Here is a 24875-nt window from a genome sequence, read left to right on the forward strand (position 1 = left end):
GTGTCGCTACTCCTACCCCCTCACCGGGGGCAACACCAGTGGCCCGGCAAAGCCGGTTCCACGGTGTTCCTTGAAAAGAGGACCCATGCAGTCGCATCACAACCCTCCCGTCGGCCGCAGCACCATGTGCCCGCTTTCAAGATCGAGCTCCGAACGCAGGATGAATTCGATCGGGTACGGCACCGACCACAGCGTGCCGCGGATCTCCAGCGCAAGCAGGTTGTGGTGCTCCAGGTCGGTCGCATCGGTCACGCAGCGCACGTCGATGCTGTCCTTCATGATGCGCGGCTCGAAGTCGATGATGGCCGCGCGGATGGCCGCTTCGACGTCGGCGAAGTCGACCTCCGACATGCGCCCGCCGGCCCAGCCGCGCACGCCGTAGTTCACCACCGAGCCGCGTGCGCGCGGCATGCCGTTGATGCTGTGGTCGGCGCCGAAGTTGGTGGTGTTGAGCAGCCACTGCAGGTCGCGCAGCACCGAGTCGCGCAGCAGCTTGCCGCTCATGAGGAACGCACCCGCGCGCTCCTGGCCGTTCTGCGGCGCCTTGTCGGTGAGGCGGTCGAGCAGCACCGGTTGCAGGCGGTCGCGCGCGACGCTCTCTTGCGCGTCGCCCTCGATGTCGGTGATGGCGGGACTCATGGCGCCGCGCCTTCCGCTGCGGCTTCGAACTCGATGCGCCGCAGGTCGAGCAGCGAGTGGTCGCCGGCCTCGCTGATCAGCGTGCGCTGGCCGATGCCCGCAAACTGGTCGTCGCCCGCGAGCGGTTGCCAGTCGGTGCGGCGGCCCAGCGCGGTCTCGTCGTCGAGGCTGTCGAGCGCGCCCGGGTAGCGCACGGGCACGAGGGCGCTGAGGCCGCGGCCGTCGTGCAGCTCGATCTCGGCCGGGGCCCACAGCAGGTCGACCAGATGCTGCGGACGCGAGAACTTGATGCGGCGCACCGCCGGCAGCGGCAGCCACGCATAGCCCGAGGGCGTGAACAGTTCGAGCACGGCGCCGATGCGCGCATCGCCGTCGCACAGCCAGGCGAAGTCGCTGTGCGCCGCGGGCTCGCCGTCGAGCGCCTGCACGCCGCGTGCGTCGGAGCGGTCGATGGTGGTCAGCGTGCCCTGCAGCGCGGGTGCTGCGTCGCGCGCGGCCTCGCGCAGTGCGGCGGCTTCATCGGCGCGCTCGGCGGGCAGCGCAGCGGCGCTCAGCAGTTGCTCGACCCAGTCGGCATTGCCCGAGACGATGGCCGGCGTGCGTCCGCCGCCGGCCCAGAAGTCGCTGCGCGCTTGCTCACCCCTGAGGGCCATCGCGCAGGTGACGCTGGCCGGCGTGAACGTGGGGTCGAGCTTGGTCGCGAGCTTGAGCTGGTCTTCGGCCCGCTGCCATTCGCCGCGCAGCGCGAGGAAGTGGCACAGGGCAAGGCGCAGGCCGGCGTTCTGGGGACTGGCGCGGATCTGCCGCTGTACCCATTCGGTGTGCTCGGCCACGGAGCGCTCGCCCAGCACTGCAAACCCATCGCCCATGAAACTTCCCCGTTGACTGGCTGAAAGGTGAAAGGCGGCGCGCCGCGAAGGGCCGCCGCAAGAGACAGACAAACGGCTGTGGACCGCCGGCGAGGGCTGCATGGCCATGCAGGCCACGGCCCCGCCGCGCAAGAAGGAAATCAGGCTTCCTTGTTTTCCTTGATGTTCCAGCCCAGCACCGTCTCGGCGCCCTTGCCGCCCTTGTCGGTCTGTTCCCAGTACTGCTGTTTCACCTTCGCGGCCTGGAATGCGTACTGCACGAAGACGGCGTCCGAGCCCTGCTCGGCCGTGTACTGCACCGAGGTGACCAGCACCTCTTCGAGCGTGACGCGCGTGTATTCGATCTGCGAGCCGCCGGCCTTGCACACGGCCACTTCGACCTTGCTCAGGTGCTTGCCGCTCGCGCAGTTCTTCAGCACGGAAGGCGCGGCCTTGTCGATGCGCGCGAGCACCTGCAGGTCGTTGAAGCTGGCCTTGCCCACGCCGCCGCCACCGCCGCTGACCATGTTGCCCGGCTGCGTCGCACCCCATGCAAACGACTTGATGTCGGTCCAGTCCTTGTGGTTCGAGTCTTTGGACTCACCGTTTGCTCCCTCGACGCGCATGAACATGTCTACTGCCATGATTGACCCCCAAAAGTTATCGATGAATTGCCCGGTAGCGGGACAGTGGAATTAGCTGCTGTCCTTCTTGTTGGACGGCAACTTCGAAACCAGCCGCAACGACACCGTGAGCCCTTCGAGCTGGTAGTGCGGCCGGAGAAAAAACTTGGCGGCGTAGTAGCCGGGGTTGTCCTCGATGGCTTCCACCTGGACCTCGGCCGCCGCCAGCGGCTTCATGGCCTTCGTGTCCTGCGACGAGGTGCCGGGGCTGCCGTCGACGTAGTTCATGATCCAGTCGTTGAGCCAGCGCTCCATGTCCTCGCGCTCGCGGAACGAGCCGATCTTGTCGCGCACGATGCACTTCAGGTAGTGCGCGAAACGGCAGCACGCAAACAGGTACGGCAGGCGCGCCGCGAGGTTGGCGTTGGCCGAGGCATCGGCGTCGTAGTACTCGGCCGGCTGCTGCAACGACTGCGCGCCGATGAAGGCCGCGAAGTCGGAGTTCTTGCGGTGCACCAGCGGCATGAAGCCGTTCTTGGCCAGCTCGGCCTCGCGCCGGTCGCTGATGGCGATCTCGGTCGGGCACTTCATGTCCACGCCGCCGTCGTCGGTCGGGAAGGTGTGGGTGGGCAGGTTCTCGACCGCGCCGCCTGACTCCACGCCGCGGATCGATGTGCACCAGCCGTACTGCTTGAACGAGCGGTTGATGTTCACGCCCATCGCATAGGCCGAGTTGGCCCAGGTGTAGCGCGTGTGCAGCGCCGAATCGGTTTCTTCCTCGAACTCGAACTCGTCGACCGGGTTCGTGCGCGCACCGTAGGGCAGGCGCGCCAGGAAGCGCGGCATGGCCAGGCCGATGTAGCGCGCGTCTTCCGAATCGCGCAGCGAGCGCCACGCGGTGTGCTCGGTGTTCTGGAAGATCTTGGTCAGGTCGCGCGGGTTCGACAGCTCCTGCCACGAATCCATCTGCATCACGGTGGGCGAGGCGCCGGCGATGAAGGGGCAGTGCGCGGCGGCAGCAATCTTCGCCATCTCGCCGAGCATCTCGACGTCGGGCGGGCTGTGGTCGAAGTGGAAGTCGCCGATCAGCGCGCCGAAGGGCTCGCCGCCGAACTGGCCGTACTCGGCCTCGTAGATCTTCTTGAACATTGGGCTCTGGTCCCAGCCGATGCCCTTGTGGCGCTTGAGCGAGCGCGCCACTTCGCGCTTGGATGCACACATGACGCGGATCTTCAGCTGCTCATCGGTCTCGGTGTTGTTCACGAGGTAGTGCAGGCCGCGCCATGCACCTTCGAGCTGCTGAAAATCTTCGTGATGCAGGATCTGGTTGATCTGCTCCGACAGCTTGCGGTCGATCTCCGTGATGATGGCCTGCACGCTGCGGTAGGCGTCGTTCGAGATGGTGACGGTGTTCTCGAGCGCCTGCACGGCCAGCGTCTTGACGGCGTTCTCCACCGCCTCGCGCGCCTGCTCGGTCTTGGGCTTGAACTCGCGCTGAAGAAGGTCGGAGAACTCGTTGGGTTCGAGGGCTTCGACGGTGGCAGTCCTGGCGCGCGCGCCTTGTTGGGATGCGGTGCTCATGATGCGGTCCTGTCGTCGGCTTGCTTGGCTGCTGCTGCGGCATCGGCGGCCGCCTGCGCGACCGCGGGGTTGGGCGCGGACGCCAGCGACTTGAGCAGCGCCGGGTTCTGCAGCGCCTGTGCAATGAGTTGCTCGGCGCCGTTCTTGCCGTCCATGTACGAGAGCAGGTTCGACAGCTCGGTGCGCGCTTCGAGCAGCTGCTGCAGCGCATCGACCTGCCGTGCAATGCGCGCGGGCGAGAAGTCGTCCATGCTGTCGAAGGTGATGTCGACGTTCATCTGGCCTTCGCCGGTGAGCGTGTTGGGCACCTGGAACGCGACGCGCGGCTTGATCGACTTCATGCGCTCGTCGAAGTTGTCGATGTCCACCGCCATGAACTCGCGCTCCGCGAGGTCGGGCATCGGATCGGTCTGCTTGCCGGCGAGGTCGGCAATGACGCCCATCACGAAAGGCAGCTGGATCTTGCGTTCGCTGCCGTAGATCTCGACGTCGTACTCGATCTGCACGCGCGGCGCCCGATTGCGCGCAATGAACTTCTGACCACTGTTTCTGACACGGTTGTCTGCCATAAGCTTCCTCTTGAAACTGAATGCATGGGTCGTACCGGTCGGCCGGTGCCGGGGCGTTCGGACGCGCCGGCTGCAACGACCGCTAGGGCGATGCGGTGCCGCCGTTCAACGGGCGGCCGGCAAGGCTTTCTATCTTTTGCAATCCCTCGGGCACGAGCTCTTCGATGATCTGGAAGAAGTTGAGGTCCAGCAGCCGCTGGGCCCTGCGGATCAGCATGGGTGCCGGATGGCTCGGTTCCGTTCGCTCCAGGAACTCGCACGCTTTTTCCAACAACACTTGCACATCTTCACGGGCCGATATTTCAATCTCTTGAATGCGCAGCGGACGCGCGGCCATCGGCGGGGCCACTGCAACGTGCGCTGCGGGTGCGTGCACGTGCGCCGCACCGCTTGTGTCTTCTGCACTGCCCACTGCCGAAGCCTGCGGCACCTCGCTGTGCGGCTGCTCCGGCAGCAACTGGCCCACGGTGCGCAGCGACCGTTCGAGCCGTGAAAAATCGGGCGCCCAACTCTGGCCCAGCGCGCGCTCGCAGGTCTCTCGGATGCGCTGCAGGAGTACCAAAGCCTCACGCAGCGCCACCACCGGCGGTGCCGCCTTGTCGTGTGCGCGGCGTGCGGCCTCGCGCAGGCGGCCGACGCCGCCGGGGTAGTCCACCTGGTCGCTCTTGCTCGAATCGAGCAGCGCCTCGACCTGCCGCAGGCTCATGGCCGTGCCGCCGTCTTCGAGCAGCCGCGCATCGCGCACGCTGCGTCCGAGCCCTTCGGCTTCGGCCAGTGCGGCCAGCGCATTCATGCGCGGCAGCGGGTCTTCGTTCGTGCCATCGACGACGCGCGGATGCACGTCGTTCCAGAAAGTCTGCAGCACCGCATCGACGTGGCGCAGCCCGTCGACATAGCCGGGCAACCCTCTGCTTTCGGTCCATGCGAGCGTGAGCGGCACCAGCACGCGCAGGTCGCGCGTGCGCAGGCACAGCTGCCGTGCGATGCGGTCTACGCGCGCCCAGTCGGGCGGTTCGGCGGGAATGATCGTGTCGCCGAACTGTTGCTCGCGCTTGCCCGTGGCCGCCTGTTGCAACGCCATGAAATCGGCGTCGTATTCCAGATCTTCACCACAGGGAAGCGGGCCTTCGACAGGCGTCTGCAACAGATCGATCTCGTTCGACAGCAACCGCTACTCCCTTGTTTATCCACTCGCGATGGTAGTCATCTTGAGGGTAAGAAGAAGCATGGTCAACCGCAACAGAATGCAAAGTGCAGCCTCTGAATTCCAAAGAAGTACATCTGCTTTTAAAGTGCAGAAATACGGTCTACAGCAGCTGGCGAGTGGCCAAGTTGCGCATCAGGGCACTGAGGCCGAAAGACCACCGAGGCGCTTGATCTGCATGCACCACGCAGTTGTTCAGTGCGCCCAATTCAGGCGCGGCAATGCGCACGTGATCGCCCACGACATGCGTGAATCCTTGCCCCGGTCCGTGACGGTCTTGTGTCGGCGCGAACATCGTTCCAAGAAACAACATGAAACCATCTGGGTAGGCGTGGTGGCGGTTGAGTGTCTGTGCCACGAGGTCGAGCGGATCGCGGCTGATCTTCGACAGCGAGCTCGAGCCTTCGAGCGTGAAGCCCTCGGGGCCCGTCACGTTCAGCGCGACCGTGATGCGGCGCACATCGGCAATACCGAAGTGCGCATCGAACAGACGGATGAACGGGCCGATGGCGCATGAGGCGTTGTTGTCCTTGGCCTTGCCCAGCAGCAGTGCACTGCGGCCTTCGAAGTCGCGCAGGTTGACGTCGTTGCCGAGCGCGGCGCCCAGCGTCTCGCCGCGGCTGTTCACCGCGAGCACGACTTCGGGCTCGGGGTTGTTCCAGGCCGAGTCCGCGTGGATGCCCACGTCGGCGCCCGTGCCCACGGCCGCAAGCACTGGTGCCTTGGTGAAGACCTCGGCGTCGGGGCCGATGCCGACCTCGAGGTACTGCGACCACATGCCCTGCGCGATGAGCACCTCTTTCACCTTCATGGCTTCGGGCGAGCCCGGCACGATGTCGGCGAGGTTGTCACCGAGCACATCGCCGATGGCCGCGCGCGTGGCCTCGGCACGCGAGGCATCGCCGCGCGCCTGCTCTTCGATCACGCGTTCGAGCAGGCTCGCCACGAAGGTCACGCCGCTGGCCTTCACGACCTGCAGGTCGCAGGGTGCGAGCAGCCAGGGCTGGCCGCTGTCGCGCGTGCTCTCGTCGCTGTTGGCGAGCACGGCCTCGAGCGCGGCGATGCGCGGTGCGGTGCCACTCTGCAGTGCCGCGCGCACGGCCTCGGCCGGCGAGCCCTTGCCTTCGAGCAGGTCACTCATGGTGGGTGCGAGCTTCGACAGGTCGTGCAGGGAATCGCCCTGCACGGCCACCAGCACCGGGCCCACGCCGGGTTGCCAGAGACGGCCGACAAGGGTGGCGCGCTCGGCGTCGCGGGGCAGGCTGGAAGCGGTCGAGAGATTCAATGGCATGGCGGGATGTCTCCGTGAAATAGGGTCTGCGCGCCATCGTAGCCGCGGCCTCGGGACGGCGTCCGCCGCGGGTCAGTGGCCCGGCGCGGCCCGCACGCGCGCGACGTCGGCAGGCAGGTTCGGCCACGCCGCTTCCTGCGGTGCGAAGCGGGCGCGCATGTAGCCCGCGAGGTCGGCGATCTGGCGGTCGTCGAGCGCGTCGCGGAAGGCGGGCATGAAGCCGATGTCGCGGTGCGCAGGCGCACGCACGCCGTCGAGGATGGTGCGCAGCAGGTTGTCGGGCCGCGTGCTCGTGAGGCTGCTGTTGAGTGCGAGCGGCGTGTTCACGCCCAGCAGCGTGGGGCCGTCGCCGTCGTGGTGGCACGAGGCGCAGGCGCTGTCGAACATGCGCTGCGCGGGGCCGAGCAACTGGCCTTGCGTGCGCGCGGCGTTGTCGATGGCCTGTTGCGCGAGCGCCTGCGGCTGCGCGGCCGGCTCGGGGTTGAACGAACCGAGGTAGACGGCCATCGCGCGCACGTCGGCGTCGGGCACCTGCGCGAGTTCGCGCACCACCTCGGCCATCGGGCCGCCCGCGATGCCGTGGCGCGGCGAGTGGCCATTGCGCAGGTAACGGTAGAGCGCATCGGTGTCCCACGGCACGGCGGCCTTCGACAGCTGCGTGAGCGCGGGCGCTTCCCAGCCATCGACCATCGCGCCCGAGAGGAACGCGCTGCCGCCTTGCTCCGCGCCGAGCGCGTTGCGCGGCGTGTGGCAGGCGCCGCAGTGGCCCAGGCCGTTGACGAGGTAGGCACCGCGGTTCCACTCGGCGCTCTGCGTGGGCACAGGCTGCAGCGGCGCGGGGTCGTGAAACAGCGCGTTCCAGCCGGCCATCAGCGGACGCAGGCTGAACGGGAACGTGAGTTCGGACTTGGGCGTTTCCGCGCGCACCGCAGGCATCGCCATGAAGTAGGCGTAGAGCGCCTGCAGGTCGTCGTCGCTGGTCTTCGCGAACGCGGTGTAGGGGAACGCGGGGTACAGGCGATGGCCGTCGCGCGAGACGCCTTCGCGCATCGCGCGCTGGAAGGCGCTGAAGGACCAGCGGCCGAGACCGGTGTCCGCATCGGGCGTGAGGTTCGTCGTGTAGAGCGTGCCGAAGGGTGTGTCCATCGCACGGCCGCCGGCATTGGGTGCGCCGCCGGGTGCGGTGTGACACACGGCGCAGTCGCCGAGCGCGGCGAGCACGCGGCCGCGTTCGATGGTGGACTCGCTGTAGACCGGCGCGGTGAGCGACACGGGTGCGATGGCGGAGCGCCAGCCGAGCAGGCCGGCGATGACGCCGAGGCCGCCGATGAAGAGCGCAGCACTGGTGGCCCACAGCCCCTTGCGCCGCGGCCAAATGCCTTCTGTATTGCTCCTTCCCCTCCCGGGGGAAGGTTGGGATGGGGGCACGGCAGCGTCACCACTCCAGCGCCGCTCGCCCCCACCCCCGCCCTCCCCCGGAAGGGGAGGGAGCAAAACCCGATTCAACTCCGCCAGCACCGTCTCGGGCGTGAACGGCGGCGACCTGAACCGCACCCCTGTCGCATCGAAGATCGCATTCGCAATCGCCGCCGTCCCCGGCACCGACGACGACTCGCCCGCGCCCAGCGATGGCTCGCCCGGCCGCGGCATGTGCATCACCTCGATCACCGGCACGTCGCGGAAATTGATGATCGGGTAGCTGCCCCACTCGCGGCTCGCGACCACGCCGGTCGGCAACACGCCCGGCAACTGCGCACCGCCCGACGCGGCGCCCTGCTGCGGCGCGAACTTCACCTCTTCCATCAGCGCGCGGCTCGTGGTCTGGATCACGTTGCCATGCACCTGGTGCTCGACGCCCGCCGGGTTGACCAGCAGCCCCGCGTCGTGCCCCACCACCACGCGGCGCACATGCACCTCGCCGGTCTTTCGATTGACTTCCACATCGGCCACCCACGCAGCCCATGCGGCACCGAAGCCCGGCCACTTGCTGTGGATGTAGCGCGCGTACGCAAAGCCCTGGCCGAAGAGGATGTCGCCGCCTTCGCCGAGCCCGCCATCGGCGTTCTCCTGCGGTCCGGTGCGCATGCGCCAACCGGCCTTCTGCGCGGTGGCCTGCACGAGTTCGATGGCGCGCGGGTCGTCCAGGTGCCGCAGGCGGAACTGCACCGGATCGACACCGGCCGCCGTCGCCAGCTCGTCGATGTACGACTCGTGTGCGAACGAACTCGGCAGCGCCGACACGCCGCGCAGCCACGAGGCACGCACGATCGGCGCCATGTCGTTGACCTTCACGCGCAGGTTGTCGTAGCTGTAGGGCGGGCGCGCGGTGCGGTCGCCCATCTCGTAGGCCTGCGCCACGGGCTCGACCGTGCGCGTGAGCAGCAGCGCCAGCGTGGGCGCGCCATTCGAGGGGTACGAGGTTTCGAAGTCGTAGGCCGCGACGCGGCCGTCGGCCATGAGCCCGCCGTCGATCTCCATGAGCTGCGCGGCGCCCTTGGGCTCCCACGCATGCTCCTGCTCGCGCGAGAGCTGCACGCGCACCGGCGCGCCCACGGCGCGCGCGAGCAGCGCGGCATCGGCCGCCACGTCGTCGGCGCCGTTGCGGCCGTAGCAGCCCGCGGCCTCCATGCGCACCACGTCGACCTGCACGTCGTCCACGCCCATCAACTTCGCCAGATCGGCGCGCAAGACGTGCGGGTTCTGCGAGCCGGCCCAGCAGCGCAGCTGCATGCCGCTGCCATCCGCGGGCTGCCAGTCGGCCAGCGCGCACGACGGTCCGATGGACGCGTGCATCTGGTACGGCCACACATACGTGCGCTGCATCGGCTGCGTGGCGGCAGCCATCGCGCCATCGACATCGCCCTCGTCGACCAGCAAGCGCTGCGTCGACGGGTTGTCGCGCAGGGCCTGTGCCACGTCGCGCAGGTCGGGCATGCCGGGCCAGGGCTTCCATGCCACACGCAGTTCGCGCATCGCCTGCTCGGCGTGTTCCTCGCGCTCGGCGACGATGCCGACGAAGTCGCGCACCACGACCACGGCGCGGATGCCGGGGATGTGCGCGATGGACGATTCGTCGACCGATTCGAGCGTGTTGCCGATGAACTCGCCGTGGTCGGCGCCCGCATAGGGCGGGCGCACCACGCGGCCGTGCAGCATGCCGGGCACGCGCATGTCGTGCACGAACACGAGGTCGCCCGCGAGCTTGGCCGGAATGTCGACGCGCGCCTGGCGCGTGCCGACGAGGCGGTAGTCGGCCGGGTTCTTGGGTGTCGTGTCGAGGTCGAGCCGCAACACGGCGCGCTGGTGCGCCACGAGGTCCGCGTAGTTGATGTGATGGTCTGGCGTCTCCGTGACGCGCACCACGCCATTGCGCACCTGCAGCGCATCGACGGCCACGCCGAGCCGATCGGCCGCGCGCGCGAGCAGCCACGCGCGCGCCTGCGCGGCGGCCAGCCGCAGCGGCTGCGCGTGGATCTGGATCGACGCGCTCGCGATGGTCGCGCCCTGGTTGGGCGCGCGCGCAGTGTCGCCGAGCATCATGCGCACGCAGGGCATGCCGAGGTCGAGCTCTTCGGCCACGATCTGCGCCAATGCGGTCTGGATGCCGGTGCCGAGGTCGACGTGGCCGTTGAGCGCGGAGACGCTGCCGTCGTCCCACAGCGCGAGCAGCACTTCATCGCCTTCACTGGGGTTGCTGGCGATGAAGGCGGGTTGGCCTTTGGCGGGCGGTGGCGGCGGCGGGGCGTCGCGCACCACGAGCAGCACGCCGTCGGCGGCCAGGAATTCCGCGCGGGTTTGCGGCAGGTCGGCGCGACGGGTCATTGGTTTTGCCCCCTCTCCCCGTATTGCTCCCTCTCCCTCTGGGAGAGGGTTGGGGTGAGGGCCAGCGGCGATCGAATAGGCTGGGCTTGTGCGAAGGCCGATGCCCTCACCCTAGCCCTCTCCCAGAGGGAGAGGGAACAACGCAGGGAGAGGAACGCATACGCACCGCTCACGGCTTCGTCTCCACGCGCATGCGCACCGCCGCCCGCTGCACGGCGTCAAGAATCTCGATGTGCGTGCCGCAGCGGCACAGGTTGCCCGACAGCTCGCTGCGGATGCGTGCCTCGCTCGCGTGCGGATCACGCGTGAGCAGCGCCGCCGCCTGCATCACCATGCCGTTCAGGCAGTAGCCGCACTGCGCAGCCTGCGCCTCTTCAAAAGCCGCCTGCACCGGATGCCAGCGCCCGCGCATGCCCAGGCCTTCGAGCGTCGTGATGTGGCGCCCCGCCACGCCATGCGCGGGAATCACGCAGGACCGCGCCACCACGCCATCGACATGCACCGTGCACGCGCCGCACTGCCCGAGCCCGCAGCCGTACTTCGGCCCGTTGAGCCCGAGGTCGTTGCGCAGCAGGTGCAGCAGCGAAGCTTCGCGCGGCACGCCGGCGAGCGTGTGCGCCTGGCCGTTGACCTGCAGGTGCAGCGGCTCAGCGCCGCAACTGGCCGTCACGGGTGTACATCTCCAGGTCCACGAAGGTCGAGCCGTTGTGGTTCTTCGCGCTGTAGTCGACGGGGAAGTCGCCGAAGCGCGTGCTGCCGAGGCTCTCGAGCCCGGCGATGAAGCTGTCGCGCGTGAGCGCCTTGCCCGCGCGGCGCAGGCCCTCGGTCATCACGCGCGCGACGATGTAGCCCTCGAGCGCGGTGTAGCTGTCGATCTTCTGGCCGAACTCGGCGCGGTCGCGCTGGTAGTCGGCCACGATGGGCACGCGCAGCGCACCGGGCGGTGGCACGATGCTGGCCGTGACCAGCCCGGCGAGCTTGCCGTCGAGCCGCTTGGCCGAACCCGCCGCGTCGGTGATGCCGACCGACAGCGTGTACAGCGGCGCCGCCGCGCCACTCGCGCGGTAGTCGCGGATGAAGACCTCGGTCATGCGCCCGGCCATGATCATCACGACGGCGCCGGGGCGCCCTTCGGCGAGCCCGCCGACCACCTGCTTCGCGTCTTCGGCGGCGATGGCCATGGGCAACGTCTGCACCACCTTCACCTTGTATTCGGCGGCCAGCTGCTCGCAGGTGGCGAGGTTCGACTTGCCGAAGGCGCTGTCCTGGTAGACCACCGCGATCGACTGGATGCCCAGCGTCGAGAGGTGGCTGATGATCTTGCGCAGCTCCAGGTCGTAGCCCGCGCGCACGTGAAAGAGGTAGCGGTTGGTCTTGGTGCGGAACGACGTGGTGCCCACCAGCGGCGCGAACATCGGCACACCGGCCTTCTCCGCCAGCGGCATCGCCGCCGCGAGGTTGCCCGTGGCGACATAGCCGGTGAGCGCGAAGACCTTGTCCTCATCGATCAGCTTGGCCGTGTTGACGGCCGTCTTCGCGGGCTCGTAGGCGTCGTCGTAGGTGACGAGTTCGATCTTGCGGCCGTGCACGCCGCCCGATTTGTTGACGCGGTCGAAGTACAGCTGGATGCCCGCGCGGTAATCGACGCCGAAGTCTTTCGCCGGCCCGCTGAACACGGCCGACTGGCCGATGCGGATCGTCGTGTCGGTCACGCCGTTGTCCGCGCGCGCCGGCCGCAGCAGGCCGGGGCCCAGCGCCAGGGCCGCGCCGCCCGCCACCAGCGTGCGCCTTGAAATCGAAAGCTTCATGCGTGTCTGTCTCTTCGTTGTTGTCGTTGTTGTGGTTGCCGCGGTGGCCCGCGGACTTGGTCGTCAGCCGGCCTGGATGTCACCCGACTGGATGCGCTTCACGCCCTTGGCCGTCATCTGCTTCCAGGCCGCGGCGAGCGACCCGTTGAGGTCGATGCCGCGCGTGGCGTCTTCGATCACGTAGGCCTCGAAGCCGGCCTTGCGCGCGTCCATCGCGGTCCAGGCCACGCAGAAGTCGGTGGCCAGGCCGGTGACGAACACGGTCTTGATGCCGCGCGCCTTGAGGTAGCCGGCCAGGCCGGTGGCCGTCTTGTGGTCGGCCTCCTCGAAGGCGGAGTAGCTGTCCATGTCCTTGTGGAAGCCCTTGCGGATGATGAGCTGCGCGGTCGGCACCTTCAGCTCCTTGCCGAGCGCGGCGTCGTCGGTGCCCTGCACGCAGTGGTCGGGCCACAGCACCTGCGTGCCGTAGTTGAGCTTCGTGGTCTCGAAAGGCTTCTTGCCCGAATAGGTGCTCGCGAAAGAGGCGTGGCCGGCCGTGTGCCAATCTTGCGTGACGACGATGTTCTGGAACGCGGGCGCCAGCGCATTGATGACCGGGATCACCTCGTTGCCACCCTTCACCGCGAGCGTGCCGCCGTCGAGGAAGCAGTTCTGCACATCGACCACGATCAGCGCGGCCTTGCCGCCGGGCTTGATCTTGCCGGCCGCGAAAGCGGACGAGAAACCGAAACTGCCGAGGCTGCCGACGAGCCCAAGGGCAGCGGCGGACTTCAAGACGGTTCTGCGATGCATGGTGTGGACTCCGGTGGGTTGAGGGAAGGAAGAAAGGAAACGGTCAGACGCTGAGGTAGGCCCTGCGCACTTCTTCGTTGGCCGCCAACTCGGCCATCGTCGCGTGGTAGCGGATCTGCCCCTTCTCGAGCACGTAGGCGCGGTCGGAGACCAGCTCGGCGAAGTGCATGTTCTGCTCCGACAGCAGGATGCTCACGCCCTGCGCCTTGAGCTCGAGGATCATGTTGGCCATCTGCTCGACGATGACGGGGGCCACGCCCTCGGAAGGTTCGTCGAGCAGCACGAGATACGGGTTGCCCATCAGCGTGCGCGCGACGGTGAGCATCTGCTGCTCGCCGCCGCTCATGCGGCCACCCGGGCGGTTCGGCATTTCGCCGAGATTGGGAAACAGCTGGAACAGGCGCTCGGGCGTCCACAGCGGCGCCGCGGTGCCATCGGCCCACTGGCGCGCGGGCTGCTTGCCGACCTCGAGGTTCTCCATCACCGTGAGGTCGGTGAACACGCGCCGGTCTTCGGGCACGAAGCCCAGGCCCAGGCGCGCCGCGTGGTGCGGCTCGCTTTTCGAAATGTCGTGGCCCAGGAAGCGCACCGCGCCGCGGCGCTTGCTCAGCATGCCGATGAGCGTCTTGAGCGTGGTCGACTTGCCCGCGCCGTTGCGGCCCATGAGCGCGACGACTTCGCCGCGCCGCACTTCGAGGTCGACGTCGTAAAGGATCTGCGCGGCGCCATACCAGGCGCACAAGGCCTTGGCTTCCAACAACGGTTCATGCGTGCTCATGCGGCAACTCCCAATGCAGCGGCCTTTTCGGCGATCTTCTCGAAGGTCTTGCCGCTGCCGAAGTACACCTCCTGCACCTTCGGGTGGTCGCGGATCTCGAGCGGCTTGCCCTGCGCGATGAGGCGCCCGCGTGCCAGCACGATCATGCGGTCGGCGTACGCGAACACCACGTCCATGCTGTGCTCGGTGAACAGTACGGCCATGCCGCGTTGAATGACGAGGTCCTTGGTGAGCGCCATGAGCGAGTTGCGCTCCTGGGGCGCCATGCCGGCGGTGGGCTCGTCCATGAGCAGCAGCTTGGGCGAGTTGGCCATGGCGATGGCGAGCTCGACGCGCTTCACGTCGCCGTACGCCAGCACGCTGCAGGGCCGGTCGGCCTGCGCCTTCATGCCGACCTGGTCGAGCAATGCCAGCGCTTCGTCGCGCTTGTGGTCGGCCGCGCGGCGCCACATCGAGAACAGCTTGTGGTCGTGCGAGAGCAGCGCCATCTGCACGTTCTCGACGACGGTGAGCGAGGCGAAGGTCTCGGCGATCTGGAAGGTGCGGCCCACGCCCTTGCGCCAGATTTCGCGCGGCTTGCGGCCCACGAGCTCGTGGCCGTCGAGCGTGATCGAGCCCTGGTCGGCCTTGAGTTGGCCGTTCACCATGTTGAAGGTGGTCGACTTGCCGGCGCCGTTGGGGCCGATGAGCGCGAGCAGTTCGCCCGCGGGCAGTTCGAAGCTGATGCCGTCCACGGCCTTCACGCCGCCGAAAGACTTGCCCAGGTTTTCTACTTTGAGGAGGCTCATGCTTTCACCTCCTTGAGCTTCGCATCTGCGTCTGTTTCATGCTTCGGTGTGCGCCAGCGATCGACAAGTTGCTTGATCGACCCCGCGATGCCCTGCGGGAACAGCAGCACCAGGATCAGGATGATGGCGCCGAGCATCGCGCGCCAGTAGTCGGTGTTGCGTGCCACGGTGTCGTGCAGCCAGGTGAAGGTGACGGCGCCGACCACCGGCCCCGCCAGGGTCTGGATGCCGCCCAGCAGCACCATCACGAGGCCGTCGACCGACTTGCCGACCGACAGGCTCTCAGGCGAGATGCTGCCCTTCGAGAACGCATAGAGCGCACCGGCCAGGCCGGCCACGGTGCCCGCGATGACGAAGGCCGCCCACTGCATGCGCTTGACGTCGATGCCGATGGCGTCGGCGCGCAGCACCGAGTCGCGGCCCGCGCGCAGCGCATAGCCGAAGGGCGAGAACAGCACACGGCGCAGCCACCACACGCCCGCGCCCACGAGCACCAGCGTGAGCCAGTAGTACACCTGCTTGTTCGACAGCCACTCTGAGGGCCACACGCCGGTGAGGCCGTTGCTGCCGCCCGTGAAGCTGTCCCACTGGTAGGTGATGGCCCAGGTGATCTGCGCAAAGGCCAGCGTGAGCATCGCGAGGTACACGCCCGACAGGCGCACCGCGAACCAGCCGTAGACAAAGGCGCCGAGCGCGGCCACCAGCGGCGCAACCACGAGGGCCAGCTCCATCGGCAGGTGCAGCGTGCGCACCAGCAGCGCCGCGCCGTAGGCCCCGAGGCCGAAGTACGCGGCGTGGCCGAAGGAGTGCATGCCGGCCGGCCCCATGATGAAGTGCAGGCTGGTGGCGAACAGTGCGGCGATCAGCAGGTCGATCATCAGCACCGTGGTGTAGGGCGAACCGGCCGTCAGCAGCGGCAGCGCGGCAAGCACCAGCGCGAGCCCGGCGGCGGCCACGATGTAGGCGGTGCTCGGGCGGCGCAGCGGCTCTTCCTGCATGCCGACATAGCGGCTCGGCGCCTGCGGCCGGCCGAACAGGCCCCACGGACGCCACACCAGCACGATCGCCATCACGAGGAAGTCGACCATCAGCGTGAGCTTGGAGAACGACACGTCGATGCCGAAGATCTGCACCACGCCCAGCCAGATGCACACGGCCTTGATCTCGGCGATGAGCAGCGCGGCCACGTAGGCGCCGGGCAGCGAGCCCATGCCGCCGACCACGACGACGACGAAGGCGGCGCCGATGGTGTTCAGGTCCATCTCCAGCGTGGCGGGTTCGCGCGGCAGTTGCAGCGCACCGCCCAGACCCGCAAGCAGTGCGCCGAGCGCGAACACGGCGGTGAACAGCCAGGCCTGGTTGACGCCGAGTGCGCTGACCATCTCGCGGTCTTGCGTGGCGGCGCGCACCAGCGTGCCGAAGCGTGTGCGCGTGAGCAGCAGCCAGACGAGGCCGAGCACCAGCGGGCCGACGACGATCAGGAACAGGTCGTAGGAAGGAAACTGGCGGCCGAGGATTTCGACCGAGCCCTTGAGGCCCGGCGCACGCGGGCCGAGCAGTTCGTCAGGGCCCCAGAGCCACAGCACCGCGTCCTTGATGACCAGCACCAGCGCGAAGGTGGCCAGCAGCTGGAACAGCTCGGGCGCCTTGTAGATGCGGCGCAGCAGCAACACTTCGATGAGCGCACCCAGCACGCCCACCGCGAGCGCGGCGATCAAGAGCGCAGGCCAGAAGCCCACGCTCGGGCCGAGCTTCTCGACGAGCGTGTACGCGGTGTAGATGCCCACCATGAAGAACGACCCATGGGCGAAATTGACGATGCGCGTCACGCCGAAGATCAACGACAAGCCGGCCGCCACCAAAAATAGCGAAGACGCGCCGGCCAACCCGTTGAGCAACTGAACAACGAAGCCTGAAAAGCTCATGAAAGACCCTGAGGAAACTGGAGACACCGCACCCCGCCGTCATCGACCGACGGCAGGCGCGTTGCAGGAGCCGCGCGCAATCAGTCCGCGGGGCGCATCTTCTTCACTTCGTCGTCCGTCGGCTGGAACTTGGCGCCGTCGAGGTACACGTAGTCGACCATCACGCCCTTGCCGCCGTCGTTCTTGGTCTTGCCGACGTACGCGCCCATGGTGGACTGGTTGTCCTGCGCGCGGTAGCTGATCTTGCCGAAGGGCGTGTCGACCTGCAGGCCCTTGAAGGCCGCGACGAGCTTCTCGGTGTCGGTGCTGCCGGCCTTCTTCACGCCGGCCGCGATCGAGTAGATGGCGCTGTAGCCCACCACCGAACCCAGGCGCGGGTAGTCCTTGAACTTGGCCTGGTAGGCGTCGTTGAAGGCCTTGTGCTCGGCGGTCTTGATGCCGTACCAGGGGTAGCCGGTGACGATCCAGCCGTTGGGGGCCTCGTCCTTCAGCGGGTCGAGGTACTCGGGCTCGCCGGTCAGCACGCTCACGACTTCACGGTCCTTGAAGAGGCCGCGCGTGTTGCCTTCGCGCACGAACTTGGAGAGGTCGGCGCCGAACAGCACGTTGAAGATGGCGTCGGGCTTGGCGTCGGCCAGGGCCTGCGCCACGCTGCCCGCATCGACCTTGCCCAGCGGCGGGGCCTGCTCGGCGACGAACTCGACGTCGGGCTGCACGGCCTTCAGCAAGGTCTTGAAGGTGGCGACGGACGACTGGCCGTACTCGTAGTTGGGGTACACGATGGCCCAGCGCTTCTTCTTGAGCTTGGCGGCCTCGGGCACCAGCATCGCGACCTGCATGTAGGTCGAGGGGCGCAGGCGGTAGGTGTACTTGTTGCCGTTGCTCCAGACGATCTTGTCGGTGAGCGGCTCGGCGGCGAGGTAGAAGAATTTTTTCTGCTTGGCGAAGTCGGTGAGCGCCAGGCCGGTGTTAGACAGGAAGGCGCCGGCCAGCACGTCGACCTTCTCGCGCGAGATGAGTTCTTCGGCCACGCGCACGGCATCGCCGGGGTTGGCGTTGTCGTCGCGGCTGATGAGCTCGAGCTTCTTGCCGTTGACGCCGCCCTTGGCGTTGATCTCGTCGACCGCGAGTTCCATGCCCTTCTTGTAGGGCTCGAGGAAGGCGGGCTGCGCCTTGTAGCTGTTGATTTCGCCGATCTTGATCACGCCCTGCGCATGCGCGGGGACCAGGGCCGAAGCCAGCGTGACGACGGAAGCGGCGCAGAAGACATGGCGCAATGGATTCATCGGGAAGCTCCTAGAAGTTCGAACAGAAAACACGATGCGGGTGACGATGCAATGACAGGTCAACGAAGACCGTCTTCGCCCTTGATTTCGCTGGCTTGCAGGCCGCCGACGCGCGGCAGTGGACGGCCGCTGTCGGTGACGGCCACGGCGACGACGATTTCGTTGGCGCGCGGCGCGTCGGCCACGCGGGCCTCGATGGCGTCGAAGTGGCTGCGCACGAAGGCGGCGTCTTTATGGCCGAGTGGCACGTCGATGGCGGTGCCCAGCGTGCCCTGCTTCTTGGCCGAGGGCACGAGCGCGGCGCCCTTCTCGACCGCGACGCGCAGCGGCGCGCCCAGCTTGGGATGCAGGATGGCGGCGGCATGCTCCAGCTCGCCGCGCTCGCCGACGATGGCGGCCTTTCCGTAGCTCTGCACCTGGCCGGGCTCGATGCCCAGCGCCTTCACGGCCTTCTGGCCGAGCAGCGCACCGAGCTCTTCACCGATGGCGATGAGCTCGTCGAGGTTCTCGCTGTAGCGGCCGGCGTAGGGGTTCTCGATGACGGCGATGGCGACGGCGCGGCGCGTGGGCGGCGTCACGTCTTGCCCCATTTCCTTGCGGGTTTCATCGACCTGGATGACGAGCTTGCGGATGTTGGCGGTCATGTTCTGTGTGTTCCTTGTCTTGTCTCTTGTCTTGCGGGCTCAGCGCAGGCCGTCCCACTTGCTGATGTCCTTCGCGAGCAGGCCGCCGACGCGCGCATGCACGCGGTAGCCGGTGCTCATCGCGAGGATGAAGACGATCTCGTCGGCCAGGGGCGCACCGGGCACGCGCACCTCGATGGCGTCGAACTGGCCGCGCACGTAGCTGGCGTTGATGTTGGTGAGCGGCACGTCGAGCGCGGCGCCGGGCGGGCCGACCTTCTTGGTCGAGGGCACGATCGACAGCGCGTTGCCGGGCTGGCCGGTTTTTTCTTCGGCCTTGCCCGCGGTGTAGGCGGCGCGGCTGCCCTTCCAGCCGAGCAGCTCGCGCATCGCGTAGCCGCCGGGCACGTGCCACAGCGCGCCGTGCTCCAGCTCGCCGTCGGCACCGACGATGGCGCCCTTGCCGTAGGTGGCGATCTGCTCGAGCGGCACGTCCATGGCGGCATGCAGCTGGTGCGCCATGTCGACGCCCACGGGGTCGAGCAGCGCCATCATCGGCAGGATGTCGGGCTCGTAGCGGCCCGCGAAAGGATTGGTCAGCACCGCGCCGATGGCACCGCGCACCAGCGGGGTGTCGGCACGCGGGCCGAACTCGTGGTGGATGTGCTCGACATGGGTGAAGACGCGACGGATTTCGATCATGAAAAAGAACCTTGCTTTTCGTTAAGCAAATACTGAACCAACTGCATCGGACAGCGCGACGTCCAGCGACTTCGAGCATAAGGGTTCCACCAGCCGCCACTGCCCCTGGCAAACGAGCAGAACGGCCCACACGAGCCCCCTTTTCTGCAGCGCGTGGGCGCACGCCGCGCCCGCATCGAGTGCATGGTGCACCTGCGCGGGCGCCAGCGTCGGCACGTCGACGGTGACGAGGGTGTCGCCGAGGTCGCTGTCGTCCTTGCATTCGCTCGCGGGCTTGCGCTGAATGAGCGCGTCGACCACATCGACGGCGTTGGCGATCACGGTGGCGGCGGCATCGGCCTGCGCCGCGGTGGCGGCCAACACCGTCACGCTGTCGGCGATGCCCAGCGAGAAACTGCGCCCGCGCCAGCCGCTGGTGGCAACGCCGCGCACCGGCAGGTCAGCGTGCAGCTCGAACTGGCCGTCGGTGGTGAGCACGCGGCTGTCACGCCAGTCGAAGCGCGCGAGGTCGGCGAACACGCCCACGCGCGCGGAGTGGCCGGGCGCAAGGTGCAGCGCGATGTCGCCGCCGTTGTTGATCCACGCGCGCTCGATGCCGGGCCGGTCGTAGAAGGCGATGAGCTCCTGCGCCACGCTGCCGGCCACGGCCGCCATGGGCGTGAGGAACAGCGGCGAAAAAGCATCGCAGGCGTCCCACATGCGCCGCGCGACGACGCCGCGCGGACGCTGGCGTTCAGTCACAGGCAGGCGCAGTTGCGGCAGTTCGCGCACGAGTTCGTCGAGCACATGGCCGAAGCGCGCCCACGCTGCGTCGTGCGCGGCCGCGACGGCGTACGGGTCGCCGTGTGCTTCGGCCACGATGTCGATCGGGCCGTGATTGAAATGCCAGCGGCTCGCGTCGAGCGCTGTACGTTGGGCGGACATGAATCAGCCCAGCATCGGGGCGTGACCCAAGGGCCACGGATTGGCATCGTCGATGACGAGCCATTGGCGCGCCAGCGGTGCGCCGTCTTCCTGCCACGCACCGCGTGCGAGCGCCTGTTCGAGCGGGAAGATGTGTTCGACGTGGCCACCGAGTGCTTCGTAGTCGGCGCGCCGCATGCTGAACTCGATGGGCGCAACGATGGCCGGCGTGGGCACGGTGCCGAAACTGTGGTCGGGCATGCGCATGACGTCGGCCATCACGGTGATGCCGCCGCCGGGCCACACGTAGGCCGGCGCGCCGCCGCACGTCACGTTGACCAGCGCGCGCTTGATGGCGCGCGTGAGCAGCACGGGGTTTTCGGTGACGCCCGCACGCAGGCTGCCGCCGGCGCCGCCGAGGAACAGCACGGTGCACAGCGAAGGTTCGCAGTTCTCGCCGATGCGATCGACGATGCGGCGCACCTCGGGTGGCATCTGCTGTTCGATGGGCTTGAGTGCGTCATCGAGCACGTACCACTGCGCGTGCTCGCCAGTGGTCGAGGTCATGAGCAGGCGCAGACCGGGGCGGGCCACGCCCTCTTCCCAACCTTCGATGATCGAAAGCGGGTCGGCGATGTCAGTGCCGCCCCAGCCGTTGCCCGGGTTCGCGACCTGGAAGTAGCGCCCCGGTGTGGACTTGCGCCCCAGCATCTGGATGCCCGAGGGCGTCATGTCGAGGCAGCGGCCGGCCTGGTGCTCGGTGAGCACGCCGGTGATGTGGTCGTCGACCACCACCACCTCGTCGGCCACGCCGGCGAACTGGCGCGCGAAGATGCCCACGGCCGCCGAGCCACAGCCCACGCGCATGCGCTGTTCTTCGACGCCGTTGACGATGGGCGCCTTGCCGGCCTGAATGACGAGGCTGGCGCCACCGTCGATGGTGCATTCCACCGCCTGCTTGTTGCCCAGCAGCTGCATCAGCTCGGCCGTCATGCGGCCTTCCTTCTTGCTGCCGCCCGTGAGGTGGTGCACGCCGCCCAGCGACAGCATCTGCGAGCCGTACTCGGCCGTGGTGACGTGGCCCACGACCTCGCCCTTGTAGCGCACGTTGGCCTGCTCGGCGCCCAGGAAGCGGTCGGTGTCGATCTTCACCTTGAAGCTGCAGTAGCTGAAGATGCCTTCGGTGACGACGGTGACCATGTCGACGCCCTGGGCTTTGGAGGCCACGATGAAGGGCGCGGGCTTGTAGTCGGGGTAGGTGGTGGACGAGCCCACGCCGGTGACGAAGACCTCGTCGGCGTGCAGCAGGTCGCCGTTCCAGTCGGGCGTGGCGTCGGCGTCGGCCACTTCGGCACCCGGGCGATCGAAGGGCACCAGCGCCGGCTGCTCGCTGGCGAGCGTGCGGCGCAGCAGCACCACCGGGTCGACACGCACCAGCACGCCCTGGCGGTTGGCGTAGCGGTCGCAGGCACCGGTGCGGCCGTCGGAGATCTGGCACAGCACCGGGCAGGCGTTGCACTCGACCTTGGCGGTGCTCATCTTCTCGTTGCGCGGCGGCGCCTTGCCGAAGGCGGTGCTGCCGGCCTCGGCGATCTGCGGCATGTCCATGCCGGGCAGTCCGTCTGTCTTGGTGTGTTCAGTCATCGGGGCGATCTCGTGGTGTGGTGCTGTCGGAGCGGGTCTTCAGGCCCCGGAGGTTTGCAACAAACGTGCCGTGCAAGTGCTTGTGCGCCGGCTGTCGTTTGTGTAGCATCCCCTACACTTTCATGTTGCGTTCACTACATCAAAGGTCAATGTAGCAAACAGGCCCGATGCTTGCAATGGTGTTTTCTCGCGGTGTTCATCGGGGTTTTTCCGACCAACGACAATGGAGGGTTGCTAGCCGGCCGATGGCGGACGCCCCAAAGGCGTGCATTTCGGCTCAGCCACCCTTTCCTGTCTTCAACCAACACTTGAGTTCTGTATGAGTGCATTCAGCGAAGAACGCGTCCTGAGCGTCCACCACTGGACCGACCGCCTGTTCACCTTCACCACCACGCGCGACCCGTCGCTGCGCTTCTCGAACGGTCATTTCACGATGATCGGCCTGAAGGTCAACAACAAGCCCCTGCTGCGCGCGTACAGCATCGTGAGCCCCAACTACGAGGAGCATCTCGAGTTCCTGAGCATCAAGGTCGAAGAAGGCCCGCTCACCTCGAAGCTGCAGCACATCCAGGTGGGCGACACCATCATCGTGGGCCGCAAGCCCACGGGCACGCTGCTCATCGACTACACGCTGCCGGCCAAGCGCCTGTACCTGTTCGGCACGGGCACCGGCCTGGCGCCGTTCATGAGCATCATCCGCGACCCCGAGACGTACGAGAAGTTCGAAAAAGTCATCCTGGTGCACGGCGTGCGCCAGGTCGACGAGCTGGCATACCACGACCTCGTGACCGACCACCTGCCCAAGCACGAGATCCTGGGCGAGATGATCGAGAAGCAGCTGCTGTACTACCCGACGGTCACGCGCGAGGAGTTCCGCAACCAGGGCCGCGTCACCGACCTGATCGAGAGCAACAAGCTCACCGACGACCTCGGCCTGCCCCCGCTCAACGTCGAGGAAGACCGCGTGATGCTGTGCGGCAGCCCCGGCCTGCTGGTCGACCTGAAGCACATCCTGGAAAAGCGCGGCTTCAAGGAAGGCAACACCTCGACGCCGGGCGACTTCGTGGTCGAACGCGCCTTCGCCGAGAAGTAAGACAAGACAAAGAGGCGCTGCGCGCACGATGGCCGACTCCCGCTCCGTCAGCAAGCCCAAGCCCAAGCCCCAGCGCCGCACCGGCGTGCGCGAGGCCGCGGCCCAGGCCACGCGCGACAGCATCCTCAAGGCGGCGACCAAGGTGTTCGCCAAGTACGGCTACGACGGCGGCAGCGTGGAGAAGATCTCCAAGGCCGCCAAGTCGTACGACCGGATGATCTATTACTACTTCGGCAGCAAAGAGGGCCTGTTCATCGCGGTGCTCGAAGGCATCTACCAGCGCATGGACGACGCCGAGGCTGCCATTGCACTCGACGCCTCGCGGCCTGTGGAAGCGCTCACCGAAGTCATCCGCTTCGTGCTCGGCTACTACCGCAAGAACCCCGAATTCGTCACGCTGCTGAACACCGAGAACCTGCACAAGGGCCGGCACATCTCGAAGTCGCTGCGGGCGCGCGAGTACTCGTCGCGGGCGGTGGCCATCATTGCGGAAATCCTGGCCAGCGGTGGCGCCCAGGGCCTGTTCCGCATCGACCTCGTGGCGCGCGACATCTACCTGCTGATTGCGTCCACCGGCTATTTCTACACCTCGAACCGGCACACGCTCACCGCCTTCCTCGGCGAGCCGATGGAGTCGCCCGAGGCGATCCGGCACTGGGAAGATTTCGTGATCGAGACCCTGCTGCGCACCGTGCGCGCGGACGACATCCAGGAACAAGACAACACCACCCCACCCCACGAGGACACCACGAAATGGCAGAAATCGCAGCCGGCGCAAAGTCGGGCAAGGTCGTCATCAAGAACATAGGGCTGCTGCTCTCGGGCGACATCGACAAGCCCATCCTCGACGCCGACACCCTGGTGGTGAACGACGGCCTGATCGTCGCGATCGGCAAGGAAAAAGACTGCGACCTCGAAGGCGCGCAGACCGTCATCGACGCGCGCAAGACCTGCGTGGCGCCCGGCCTGATCGACAGCCACGTGCACCCGGTGTTCGGCGACTGGACGCCGCGCCAGGGCCAGATCGGCTGGATCGACTCCACCATGCACGGCGGCGTGACGACCATGATTTCGGCGGGTGAAGTGCACCTGCCCGGCCGCCCGAAAGACATCGTCGGCCTGAAGGCATTGGCCATCACCGCGCAGCGCGCCTTCGACAACTTCCGCCCCGGCGGCGTGAAGGTGCTGGCCGGCGCGCCCGTCATCGAAAAGGGCATGGTCGAGAGCGACTTCAAGGAACTCGCCGAAGCCGGCGTGGGCCTCCTGGGCGAAGTGGGCCTGGGCTCGGTGAAGGCCGGCTACGAGGCCAAGGAAATGGTGGCGTGGGCGCGCAAGTACGGCATCCAGAGCACGATCCACACGGGCGGCCCGTCGATCCCGGGCTCGGGCCTGATCGACAAGGACGTGGTGCTGGAGGCCGACGCCGACATCATCGGCCACATCAACGGCGGCCACACCTCGCTGCCCGAGGCGCATGTGTGCGAGCTGTGCGAGAAGAGCACGCGCGCCATCGAGATCGTCCACAACGGCAACGAAAAGGTCGCCATCGCGGCGGCCAAGGCGGCGCTCGAACTGAAGTGCCCGCACCGCGTGATCCTCGGCACCGACGGGCCCGCGGGCTCGGGCGTGCAGCCGCTGGGCATCCTGCGCATGGTGGCGATGCTGTCGTCGATCGCGAACATCCCGGCCGAGCTGGTGTTCTGCTTTGCGACGGGCAACACGGCGAAGATCCGCAAGCTGAATTGCGGCCTGATCGAAGTGGGCCGCGATGCCGACTTCGTCTTCATGGACCGCGCGCAGCACTCGCCTGCGCCGGGCTTGCTCGAGAGCGTGCAGCTGGGCGACATCCCGGGCGTGGGCATGGTGATGATCGACGGCCTCGTGCGCTGCGGCCGCAGCCGCAACACGCCGCCTGCGACGGAGATTCCGGTGGTGGTGTCGGGCGGGCACTGAGCG

The 24875-nt window shown here is 67.5% G+C and carries 22 protein-coding genes; 3 read left to right on the forward strand and 19 right to left on the reverse strand.

Going from position 1 to position 24875, the window contains the following annotated elements; translation table 11 throughout:
• Positions 1-96: 96 nt before the first annotated feature.
• From tssE to CY658_RS29445, 19 genes are all read right to left on the reverse strand, one after another.
• Entirely contained in the window at positions 97-639 is a 543-nt protein-coding gene (gene tssE, locus CY658_RS29355) for a type VI secretion system baseplate subunit TssE (RefSeq protein ID WP_101493521.1), read from the reverse strand.
• A complete protein-coding gene (locus CY658_RS29360) occupies positions 636-1508 on the reverse strand; it encodes a type VI secretion system accessory protein TagJ (RefSeq protein WP_101493522.1) in 873 nt (290 codons plus the stop codon). The genes tssE and CY658_RS29360 overlap by 4 nt, the downstream gene beginning before the upstream one ends.
• A 140-nt stretch (positions 1509-1648) precedes the next feature.
• Positions 1649-2131 carry an Hcp family type VI secretion system effector gene (locus CY658_RS29365; RefSeq protein WP_056583653.1) on the reverse strand — a complete coding sequence of 161 codons (483 nt, stop codon included), beginning with the start codon at positions 2129-2131 and terminating at the stop codon, positions 1649-1651.
• Between the two features lie 51 nt (positions 2132-2182).
• Positions 2183-3691, reverse strand: a complete 1509-nt coding sequence (gene tssC, locus CY658_RS29370; protein ID WP_101493523.1) for a type VI secretion system contractile sheath large subunit — start codon at positions 3689-3691, stop codon at positions 2183-2185.
• Positions 3688-4260 (reverse strand): type VI secretion system contractile sheath small subunit, encoded by a 573-nt coding sequence (gene tssB, locus CY658_RS29375; protein WP_101493524.1) that lies wholly within the window; start codon positions 4258-4260, stop codon positions 3688-3690. The genes tssC and tssB overlap by 4 nt, the downstream gene beginning before the upstream one ends.
• Before the next feature lie 82 nt (positions 4261-4342).
• Positions 4343-5428: a type VI secretion system protein TssA gene (gene tssA, locus CY658_RS29380; RefSeq protein WP_101493525.1), complete on the reverse strand. Its 1086-nt coding sequence runs from the start codon at positions 5426-5428 to the stop codon at positions 4343-4345.
• Between the two features lie 139 nt (positions 5429-5567).
• Positions 5568-6755, reverse strand: a complete 1188-nt coding sequence (locus CY658_RS29385) for a fumarylacetoacetate hydrolase family protein (protein ID WP_101493526.1) — start codon at positions 6753-6755, stop codon at positions 5568-5570.
• Between the two features lie 72 nt (positions 6756-6827).
• Positions 6828-10577, reverse strand: coding sequence for a molybdopterin cofactor-binding domain-containing protein (locus CY658_RS29390; RefSeq protein ID WP_101493527.1), 3750 nt, complete (start codon positions 10575-10577; stop codon positions 6828-6830).
• A gap of 169 nt (positions 10578-10746) precedes the next feature.
• Complete coding sequence (locus CY658_RS29395) at positions 10747-11247, reverse strand: (2Fe-2S)-binding protein (RefSeq protein WP_101493528.1); 501 nt, start codon at positions 11245-11247, stop codon at positions 10747-10749.
• A complete protein-coding gene (locus tag CY658_RS29400) occupies positions 11225-12385 on the reverse strand; it encodes an ABC transporter substrate-binding protein (protein WP_180839073.1) in 1161 nt (386 codons plus the stop codon). Before CY658_RS29400 ends, CY658_RS29395 begins: the two co-directional genes overlap by 23 nt.
• A 63-nt stretch (positions 12386-12448) precedes the next feature.
• A complete protein-coding gene (gene pncA / locus CY658_RS29405) occupies positions 12449-13177 on the reverse strand; it encodes a bifunctional nicotinamidase/pyrazinamidase (RefSeq protein WP_101493529.1) in 729 nt (242 codons plus the stop codon).
• Between the two features lie 43 nt (positions 13178-13220).
• Entirely contained in the window at positions 13221-13955 is a 735-nt protein-coding gene (locus tag CY658_RS29410; protein ID WP_070063547.1) for an ABC transporter ATP-binding protein, read from the reverse strand.
• Positions 13952-14743 carry an ABC transporter ATP-binding protein gene (locus tag CY658_RS29415; protein WP_101493530.1) on the reverse strand — a complete coding sequence of 264 codons (792 nt, stop codon included), beginning with the start codon at positions 14741-14743 and terminating at the stop codon, positions 13952-13954. The genes CY658_RS29410 and CY658_RS29415 overlap by 4 nt, the downstream gene beginning before the upstream one ends.
• Positions 14740-16668: an ABC transporter permease gene (locus CY658_RS29420; protein ID WP_101493531.1), complete on the reverse strand. Its 1929-nt coding sequence runs from the start codon at positions 16666-16668 to the stop codon at positions 14740-14742. The genes CY658_RS29415 and CY658_RS29420 overlap by 4 nt, the downstream gene beginning before the upstream one ends.
• An 80-nt stretch (positions 16669-16748) precedes the next feature.
• A complete protein-coding gene (locus CY658_RS29425) occupies positions 16749-17954 on the reverse strand; it encodes an ABC transporter substrate-binding protein (RefSeq protein WP_099794556.1) in 1206 nt (401 codons plus the stop codon).
• Positions 17955-18013: 59 nt separating this feature from the next.
• Entirely contained in the window at positions 18014-18598 is a 585-nt protein-coding gene (locus CY658_RS29430) for an amino acid synthesis family protein (RefSeq protein WP_101493532.1), read from the reverse strand.
• Positions 18599-18637: 39 nt separating this feature from the next.
• Entirely contained in the window at positions 18638-19279 is a 642-nt protein-coding gene (locus tag CY658_RS29435) for an amino acid synthesis family protein (protein WP_101493533.1), read from the reverse strand.
• A gap of 21 nt (positions 19280-19300) precedes the next feature.
• A complete protein-coding gene (locus tag CY658_RS29440; RefSeq protein WP_101493534.1) occupies positions 19301-20203 on the reverse strand; it encodes a UPF0280 family protein in 903 nt (300 codons plus the stop codon).
• A 3-nt stretch (positions 20204-20206) separates the two neighbouring features.
• Positions 20207-21826: a 6-hydroxynicotinate reductase gene (locus CY658_RS29445; protein ID WP_101493535.1), complete on the reverse strand. Its 1620-nt coding sequence runs from the start codon at positions 21824-21826 to the stop codon at positions 20207-20209.
• Positions 21827-22145: 319 nt separating this feature from the next.
• Between CY658_RS29445 and CY658_RS29450 the strand changes: the two genes are divergently transcribed.
• The 3 genes from CY658_RS29450 to CY658_RS29460 are packed head-to-tail and all read left to right on the forward strand — an operon-like array spanning position 22146 to position 24872.
• Entirely contained in the window at positions 22146-22919 is a 774-nt protein-coding gene (locus CY658_RS29450) for a ferredoxin--NADP reductase (RefSeq protein WP_099794551.1), read from the forward strand.
• A 28-nt stretch (positions 22920-22947) separates the two neighbouring features.
• Complete coding sequence (locus tag CY658_RS29455; RefSeq protein ID WP_101493536.1) at positions 22948-23727, forward strand: TetR family transcriptional regulator; 780 nt, start codon at positions 22948-22950, stop codon at positions 23725-23727.
• The gene (locus CY658_RS29460) at positions 23673-24872 is read left to right on the forward strand and encodes an amidohydrolase family protein (RefSeq protein WP_101493537.1); all 1200 of its coding nucleotides are present in this window, start codon (positions 23673-23675) and stop codon (positions 24870-24872) included. The genes CY658_RS29455 and CY658_RS29460 overlap by 55 nt, the downstream gene beginning before the upstream one ends.
• Positions 24873-24875 lie beyond the last annotated feature (3 nt).

Source organism: Variovorax sp. RO1, assembly GCF_002849325.1.
GTDB lineage: Bacteria > Pseudomonadota > Gammaproteobacteria > Burkholderiales > Burkholderiaceae_C > Variovorax.